8 protein-coding genes are annotated in these 8,195 nt (G+C 34.3%); 5 read left to right on the top strand and 3 right to left on the bottom strand.

What is annotated here, in order from left to right; translation table 11 throughout:
- The first annotated feature begins 37 nt into the window (after window positions 1-37).
- The 3 genes from glp to ACKI67_RS03540 all read left to right on the top strand — a co-directional run bounded on the left by glp (window position 38) and on the right by ACKI67_RS03540 (window position 2,209).
- The gene (glp, locus tag ACKI67_RS03550) at window positions 38-1,282 is read left to right on the top strand and encodes a gephyrin-like molybdotransferase Glp (RefSeq protein WP_407462015.1); all 1,245 of its coding nucleotides are present in this window, start codon (window positions 38-40) and stop codon (window positions 1,280-1,282) included.
- Window positions 1,283-1,367: 85 nt separating this feature from the next.
- Window positions 1,368-1,838 (top strand): GyrI-like domain-containing protein, encoded by a 471-nt coding sequence (locus ACKI67_RS03545; RefSeq protein ID WP_407462014.1) that lies wholly within the window; start codon window positions 1,368-1,370, stop codon window positions 1,836-1,838.
- 62 nt (window positions 1,839-1,900) lie between these two features.
- A complete protein-coding gene (locus tag ACKI67_RS03540) occupies window positions 1,901-2,209 on the top strand; it encodes a hypothetical protein (protein ID WP_407462013.1) in 309 nt (102 codons plus the stop codon).
- 70 nt (window positions 2,210-2,279) lie between these two features.
- Here the strand turns inward: ACKI67_RS03540 and ACKI67_RS03535 are convergent, their stop codons facing one another.
- The 3 genes from ACKI67_RS03535 to hypD all read right to left on the bottom strand — a co-directional run bounded on the left by ACKI67_RS03535 (window position 2,280) and on the right by hypD (window position 5,448).
- Window positions 2,280-3,584: a TldD/PmbA family protein gene (locus tag ACKI67_RS03535; protein WP_407462012.1), complete on the bottom strand. Its 1,305-nt coding sequence runs from the start codon at window positions 3,582-3,584 to the stop codon at window positions 2,280-2,282.
- 79 nt (window positions 3,585-3,663) lie between these two features.
- A complete protein-coding gene (locus ACKI67_RS03530; protein WP_407462011.1) occupies window positions 3,664-4,368 on the bottom strand; it encodes a phosphoglycolate phosphatase in 705 nt (234 codons plus the stop codon).
- 36 nt (window positions 4,369-4,404) lie between these two features.
- Entirely contained in the window at window positions 4,405-5,448 is a 1,044-nt protein-coding gene (hypD, locus tag ACKI67_RS03525) for a hydrogenase formation protein HypD (RefSeq protein ID WP_407462016.1), read from the bottom strand.
- A 276-nt stretch (window positions 5,449-5,724) separates the two neighbouring features.
- On the opposite strand from hypD, the gene pseG reads away from it, so the two are divergent.
- Window positions 5,725-7,443 carry a UDP-2,4-diacetamido-2,4,6-trideoxy-beta-L-altropyranose hydrolase gene (pseG, locus tag ACKI67_RS03520; protein WP_407462010.1) on the top strand — a complete coding sequence of 573 codons (1,719 nt, stop codon included), beginning with the start codon at window positions 5,725-5,727 and terminating at the stop codon, window positions 7,441-7,443.
- Between the two features lie 64 nt (window positions 7,444-7,507).
- Window positions 7,508-8,195 (top strand): N-acetylneuraminate synthase family protein (locus ACKI67_RS03515; RefSeq protein WP_407462009.1); only part of this gene is annotated, 688 nt, incomplete at its 3' end.

Below are 8,195 nucleotides of genomic sequence, written 5' to 3'. Positions count from 1 at the left end.
TTAATTTAAAAATTAATGAAAATTATAAGGTCATACAATGGGTGTAGAATTTTTAAAGATTAAAGAAGTGGACGAAGCAAAGGAAATCATTAATGAAAAATTTGATGAACTTTATACTCCAAAATCTGAAATTATAGACATTTCACAGAGCAACAATAGAATCACATTTAGCAAAATTGAAAGTAAAATTGATTTTCCACCATTTAACAGGTCATTGAAAGATGGATTTGCAATTAAAGCTGAAGACAGTTATGGTGTAAATGAAGAAAATCCAAAAAAGCTAAAGGTCATTGACTTTTTAGAAGCAGGATCATTTACAGATAAGACTGTGGAACTTGGAAAATGTGTGGAAATAAGCACTGGAGCACCTATTCCAAATGGTGCTGATGCTGTTGTCATGGTGGAATTCTGCAATAGGGCAGAAGATAACGATGAACTTGAAGAAGATGAGATTGAAATATTGACAAGCGTCACCCCTACTCAAGACATTGGCCAAAAGGGTTCTGATGTGAAGGAAGGGCAAACAATACTTGAAGAAAACATCCTCCTTAATCCTCCAAAGATAGGAGTAATAGCTGCACAGGGAATAGATACTGTTGAAGTCTATAAAAAGCCTAAAGTGGGAATCATTTCAACTGGAAACGAATTGCTGACCAATCAGGAAGAATTGAAACCTGGAAAAATCTATGATGTCAATAGTGAAATGATAAAGGCAGCAACAGACAATTGCGGTGCAGAAGGAAAATGCTTAGGTATTGTAAAAGATGTCTATGATGACTTGAAAACAAAGATTCGGGATTCATTGAAGGAATGTGACATTCTCTTATGTTCAGGAGGAACATCTGCAGGTGTTGGAGACAACATCAGACACATATTAGATGAGCTCGGAGAAGTTTATATTCACGGAATCACTGTCCAACCTGGAAAGCCAACCATTCTCGGAGTTGTTGATGGTAAAATAGTCATCGGACTTCCAGGAAATCCAGTATCTGCAATTGTAATCTTCAACGTATTTGTTGCACCAGCAATCAAAAAGTTAGCTGGATTTAAAGATGAAGAGGAATCCAAAACAATTAAAGGAACTTTAGCAAGAAGAATTCATTCACCTATTGGAAGAATGCAATATCAATTGGTCAGAGTTGAAGATGATACTGTTTATCCGATATTTAAAGACTCTGGAGCGATATTCTCCCTTGCAAGTGCTGCAGGATATACAAAAGTTTCTAAACAGACCGAATTGCTTGAAGAAGGTGAAGAGGTAGAGGTTATCTTGTTTAACTGATTGCATTTACAACAATCTCATTGTATAACTATAATAAAAGATTTAAATAGATTAAAAAGATATTATTTAATATTTAGGTGTAAACATGGAAATCAAAGAAAAAACAATTGAAGACCAAAAAGTAGCGATAATGAATTATAAAGGATCACTAAATGATATGGAAGTTCTTATCGGCAAATTGAGCGGTTGGTTAGAAGTCGAGGAAATTGAAACCGCTGGAAAATTATTTGCAATATTCTACAACAATCCAAGAACTGTAAAGGAAAATGAAGTTGTCTATGATGTTGGAATTCCTATCAACCCAGAATTAGACCCTGATGAAACTGAAGAGATTAGAATAGTGACCCTTATTGAACACACAGTCTTATCAGCTATCCATAATGGAAGCATGGACAATATTCAGGAAACCTATAATACAATGGCTGAATACTCCATTGAAAACAAATACGACATTATAGGATCTCCTAAGGAAATTTACATTAAAAACAAATATGAAGTTGATGATGAAAACGATATGGTAACTGAAATTCAATTGCCGGTTATCAAAATGGGATAATCTTATCCCTCCATTATTTTCATAGAAATAATTACTATTTCATCTATAAAAGAGGTGGAATTATGGCAAAAGAAGGTTCTAAAAATAAAAAAAGATTATCTAAAAAGGAAGAAGAGAAAAAGCTTAATAAAAAAGTAGATAAGATAATAGAAAAAAACTTTGCAGACTTTTCATCCCAAGATGAACTTGAAAATTTCATTCAAGATGCTTTTGATATGAAAACATCCAAATTTAACAAGAATCTAAAACAGAAAGAAAAGGAAATTAATAAAAAGGTCTCAAAAGCATATAAGACAGACACTAAAAGAATGGATAGAAAAATAAAAGAAATGGATAAAAAAATCAATGCCAGATTTAAAAATATTGTATAAAAAGAGTATAAAAAAGTATAAAAACTAATGAAAAATTAGTATTAAAAAAAATAATAATTTTTTGGTGGGACTAGTTACCCACCACTCTGACATCATGTAAAAGCAATTTAGGAACAATGAAAGATCCTCTTTGCTTTATCTCATCACCTACAGCTACAGCATCACCAAGCAAATCATAGATATTACCAGATATCATAGCTTTTTTAATAGGTTTCTTATCACCCTTTTCAATTAAGAATGAATTGCTTGCCTCAACTGAGAAATCGCCAGTAATTGGGTTTGCAGTATGTGCTCCCAAAACATCAGTAACTAAAAAGGCGTCATTTATTTCAGATTCCAAAGCATGTTCCTTGAAATCAAAAATGATATTTGAACCGCTTACTGAAGGAGTTCCTGCATATGAACCTCTAAATCCATTTGAAGTGCTTTTAACCCCATCCTTATTTGCAGTGTAGATATCATATAAATATCCTTTAAGAACACCGTCTTGAACTAAAGTGGTTCTTCTGGAAGCTGTTCCCTCATCATCAGTTACGCCAGAGTTCAAACCGCCATCATAAGTTCCATCATCAAAAATTGAAAGACCTTCGGTAACTATCTTTTCACCGATTTTACCTGCAAGCCTTGATCTTCCTCTTTGGACATTATCTGAACTGAATCCGCTCATGAATGTGGAAAGCAATCCTGTCACTGCATGATAATCCAATATGACATCTTTATCAGCGGTGTCAATATGTTGTCCTCCTAAAGAGGATTTAGCCAAATCACAAAGGTCTTCAGCCAATTTGATTCCATCCAAATCATAAAGACATGAAGAAGTTGAATCATAAGCAGTTGCCAAATCACCATCTTTTAGGGCATTTATGGAAACTCCCAAAGCGAATCCTGTGGATTTGTCATAAGCTTCCACACCATTGGAATTGACAATCAACACTTCACCTTCTGCTGCTGAAAATCCTCCAGAAGTTGTTTGGCATCCATTGTCTTCAATGCAGTTCAATATGGATTTAAGGGAATCTGTAAGTTCATCCAAATCAAGATCTCTGAATTTCTTATCAAAGGTTCCATTGATTTTAGGCAATTTTTCCACTTCAGCAAAAGAGAAATTTTCATCTACTGAATTGAGTTTGGAATTCAAGTAAGCATTTTCACAGGTCTTTGCAATTTCCCCCATATCTGAAGTGAAAGCAAACCCTACCTTTCCATCTTTAATAACCCTTACACCAATTCCTAAATTGATTTCTTCCTTTGCAAAATTCAAATCTGTTTTCTGAGTATCCAATTGGAGCAATTCACTGCTGTCCAAAAAGATCTCATAATCATCAGAATATTTTGAAACTTCTCTTTTTGCTTCTTCCGCTAATTCATATAACATATTATCACACAATAAATGACATAAAATAATATTTATAAAGCATAACTAATCAAAATCGATTAATACAACAATAATTCAATTAATCTTGGTTAAAAACAAACTTGTCAATAGCTTCAGCCACTCCATCACCGTACTTGTTCTCACAGACATAATCTGCCATTTCCTTAAGCTCATCACAGGCATTTGCAACTGCAACCTTAAATCCTCCAGCACGGAGGAAATCAATATCGTTTTCACTGTCACCTATGCACATGATGTTTTCGATATTGTAATCTAAAAGTTTAGCCAAATCAGCAAGGCCGGTTCCCTTATCAACTTCAGGATCTGTCAAGTGAAGTGCAAATCCGCTATCATAGATTTCCACATCAAAGTCTTTCAATAAGTCTTTTAGAGGTTCTGAGTCCATGTTTTTGTAGAAACAAATTTCAGAAACCCTTGCATCAGAATCCTCCACAATCTTAAATGGAATGTCTTTGCCGAATTTTTCAAGCAGGAAATCATAAGCCTTTTGGGCTTTGGAAATATCTCCTAAAACAATTACCCTATTGTCATTATATCCATCCTGATAAATGACTCCACCATTTTCACAAACCAATCCTCCAGTAGTTCCAACAAGTGTAGCTACTGCATAGGCAAAGTGAGAAATGTTTCCAGTTGCAATGATTACAGGAATGCCTGCATCTTCCGCTTTACGAAGGGCATCCAATGCACTGTGACAAACCCTTCTTCTGCCGTCAGTAATTGTTCCGTCAACATCTACAGCTATTGCATCTATTTTTACCATATTAAAACCCCAATATCCGTGTTAATCATAATTCACTTATCTGCTGTATCTATGAGCAATATTACATGTTCCTTCCTTACTTACCATACATGCACCGATTGGATGCATTGGGTTACATGCTTTTCTGAATAGTTTGCAGTCGGTTGGTTTTGCCATACCTCTTAAAATTGGGCCACAAATACAACCTTTAGGCGCTTCTGTAACATCTTTGACTTCAATATCATACTTTTCTCTTGCATTCCACTCAGCAAATTCATCATTGACTTCAAGAACTGAATCAGGTATTTTAGGGAAACCTCTCCATTCTCTGCTTACTACATGGAAGACTTCATCCATCATTTCCTTACCGATGACATTTCCTTCGGTTCTTACAGCACGCTTATATTCATTATCAATTCTCGGAGTGCCGTTGTCGATTTGCCTTAAAATCATATAAACGGACATTAAGATATCCAATGGGTTGAATCCTGCTACAGCTTGAGGAATTCCATATTCAGTAGAGAATTTTTCAAATGGTTCAGTACCTAAAATTGTACATACATGTCCAGGTTGAATCAATGCGTTTAAGTTGGTTTCACCGGAATTGATTAAAAAGTCAATTGCAGGTGGAATCAATCTGTGACATGAAATGATTGAGAAGTTTTCAGGAGGTTTGTTCAATAATTCAGAAGCAGTTGCAGGAGCTGTGGTTTCAAAACCTGCAGACATGAATACAACATCATTGTCCACTTTTTCAGCAATCTCAACTGCATTTGGAATACCATAAACAACTCTTACATCAGCACCTTCAGCTTTAGCTTCAGCAAGAGAACCGTTGGAACCTGGAACTCTTAACATGTCTCCGAAGGTTGTTATGGTAACTCCCTTATCTATCAATTGCAAGCATTCATCAATTTCTCTTGATGGAACAACACAAACTGGACATCCAGGACCAGCTACGATTTCCACTTCCGGAGGAAGCAAAGATCTGATACCATGTTCCATAATTGTATGTTCGTGGGAACCACAAACATGCATAATCTTAACAGGAGTGGCTAAATCATTTATTCTTTTTAATAAAGTATCAGCCATCTCTTTCATACTAGCCATCATAACACCTTGATTTTTTAATAATAAGTTATCAAATTAATTTTTTTGAATTTGTCATTTTTTTAATGAATTAATCATATTGTTTTATATTATTATTTCAATAATAACTTCCTTAATTAATAAAATTTAATATTAATTAATAATATACTATTATTAGTTTGTCTTAATTAATAATATTTTTTAAAATTCAAACAAAATTGGAATGAAATTTTAAAATTTAAGATTAATGAAATTAAAATTAAGAAATCAATAGCTAAAGGTTTTAAAATGTATGATGATAAAAAGATTTTAGTTGTAATCCCTGCTAGAGGCGGTTCCAAAGGCATTCCTCGTAAGAACATAAGATTGCTTGGAGGAAAACCACTTATAGCACATACAATAGAAATGGGAAAGGCATCAAAATATGTTGATGACGTTGTTGTGACAACTGATGACAATGAAATCAAATTCATTGCAGAAAAATTTGGTGCAGAGACAATAAAAAGAGATGGAAAACTTGCAGAAGATTCAATTCCTCTTGATCCTGTAATTTATGATGCTACAATTCAAAAGGAAAAAAGTGCAAATGAGAAATATGATGTCGTAATCACTGTACAGCCTACTTCCCCACTTCTAAAAACAAAAACCTTAGATTTAGCTATTGAAACATTATTAAGCAAAAATAACGATGACGAATTCTTTGACACCATAATCAGCGTGGTGGATGACAGGCACTTAAGTTGGGGATACGATGAAGAGAACAGGAAGTATTTCCCATTATACAAGGAAAGAGTGAACAGGCAATACTTGCCAAAAGCCTACAAAGAGACTGGAAGCATATTCGCAACAAAAAGAGAATTTGTAACTGAAAACAGCCGTCTTGGAGACAATATTGGACTTATTGAAATATCCAAACAGGAAAGCATTGACATCGATAACTATGAGGACTGGTGGGTTGCTGAGAGAATCATGAAGAAGAAGAAAATATTGATAAAAGCTGATGCATCTCATGAAATAGGAACCGGCCATATCTACAGGGCATTGTCAATAGCTTCAAAATTGGTCAATCATGAAGTTATGTTCTTGCTTGATGAGGCACAGCCATTGGGAATAGAGATTGTAAGCAACAATAACTATCCTTACATTACCCACAACAGCGATAAGGGCGAAGGAAAAGAGGCTGATGATGAGGCAAAAGATGAATTGGTTGAGAAAATAGTTGAATATGATCCAGATATTGTAATCAACGACATCCTCAATACAAACTCAAAGTATACAAAAGCCCTTAGGAACAAAGGATTCTTCATAGTGAACTTTGAAGATGTTGGAGGAGGAGTGAAATATGCACATATGGTCTTTGATGCATTATATGAACATAAGATACCTCTTAAAAACCTTTACTCCGGACATAAATATTACATTCTAAAGGATGAGTTCTACTATCAATCATTTAAGGAAATTGAAAAGGATGTGAAAAAGGTTCTTCTTACATTTGGAGGAACAGATCCAAATAACCTAACCGAAAAGGTTCTTGAGGCAATCTTGAAGAGCAATTACAAAAACAAGATTGAAATTATCCTAGGACTTGGATATGCAAATAAGAAAGAAATCCAAGAAAAATACAAGGACAATGAAAGAATAGAAATCTATGAAAACGTCAAGAACATGAGCGAGCATATGCACGATGCAGACTTGATATTTACATCAGCAGGAAGAACCATGTATGAAATAGCTTCACTTGGAGTTCCTTGCATCTGCCTTTGTCAAAATGAAAGGGAATTAAGCCATATCTTTGGAAATGTGGAACATGGATTCATCAACTTAGGTTTAGGAGAAGAGGTTTCCGAAGAAGAAATCAGAGAAACATTTGAAAATACAGTTGAAGACTTCCAATTAAGATGTGAAATGAACAAGAGAATGAGCGAAGTTGACTTGAAACATGGATTTGACAACATTAAGAAGTTAATCAAGCAATCCTATAAGGAATGGGAAAAGGAAAATAAATAATTCTTAAAAATTATTATAAACTAATAATTATTATCTTAATAATCATAAATCAATAGGTGAAAATATGAGCATATTCAATGAAGAACCATTTTTAATAGCTGAAATAGGAGTAAACTATTATGATATTGCAAAAAAGGAAAATATAAGCAATATGGATGCAGCTAAACTGATGGTGAAAGAAGCGAAGGATGCAGGTTGCAATGCAGTTAAATTCCAATCCTATAAGGCAAATACAATAGCTTCCAAAAACTCTCCCGCATATTGGGATACAAATGAGGAACCTACCACTTCACAATACGAATTGTTTAAGAAATTTGATTCCTTTGGAGAAGCAGAATATAGGGAAATAGCTGACTACTGCAATGAGATTGGAATCATGTTCCTATCCACACCATTTGATTTTGATTCAATAGACTATTTGGATGAATTTATGGATGTCTATAAGATCTCCTCATCAGACCTTACAAACATTCCATTCATTGAAAAAATTGCAGAAAAGGGAAAAGACATCATCATTTCGACAGGTGCTTCCACTCTTGATGAGATAAAACTTGCTATTGACACAATAGAAAATACCAATGAAAAATACGCAAATGGAGAAGCGGGAATTGGAATCATGCACTGTGTCCTTTCCTATCCAACAGATAACAGTGACGCTAATCTGCTTATGATAAAAAACCTTAAGGATTTGTATCCAAATTATGAAATAGGTTACTCCGATCACACAAAACCTGATGAAAATATGCTTATTT

The sequence above is a fragment of the Methanobrevibacter sp. genome (assembly GCF_045577275.1).
GTDB lineage: Archaea > Methanobacteriota > Methanobacteria > Methanobacteriales > Methanobacteriaceae > Methanobrevibacter.
The sequence above is the reverse complement of the archived record's forward strand: the minus strand, read 5'-3'. Positions and strand labels throughout refer to the sequence as shown.

Excerpts from the sequence above, each read along its gene's own strand:
- ACKI67_RS03530 (WP_407462011.1), bottom strand. The coding sequence starts at position 4,368 with ATGGTAAAAATAGATGCAATAGCTGTAGATGTTGACGGAACAATTACT.
- ACKI67_RS03545 (WP_407462014.1), top strand. The coding sequence starts at position 1,368 with ATGGAAATCAAAGAAAAAACAATTGAAGACCAAAAAGTAGCGATAATG.
- ACKI67_RS03535 (WP_407462012.1), bottom strand. The coding sequence starts at position 3,584 with ATGTTATATGAATTAGCGGAAGAAGCAAAAAGAGAAGTTTCAAAATAT.
- glp (WP_407462015.1), top strand. The coding sequence starts at position 38 with ATGGGTGTAGAATTTTTAAAGATTAAAGAAGTGGACGAAGCAAAGGAA.
- ACKI67_RS03540 (WP_407462013.1), top strand. The coding sequence starts at position 1,901 with ATGGCAAAAGAAGGTTCTAAAAATAAAAAAAGATTATCTAAAAAGGAA.
- pseG (WP_407462010.1), top strand. The coding sequence starts at position 5,725 with ATGTATGATGATAAAAAGATTTTAGTTGTAATCCCTGCTAGAGGCGGT.
- hypD (WP_407462016.1), bottom strand. The coding sequence starts at position 5,448 with ATGAAAGAGATGGCTGATACTTTATTAAAAAGAATAAATGATTTAGCC.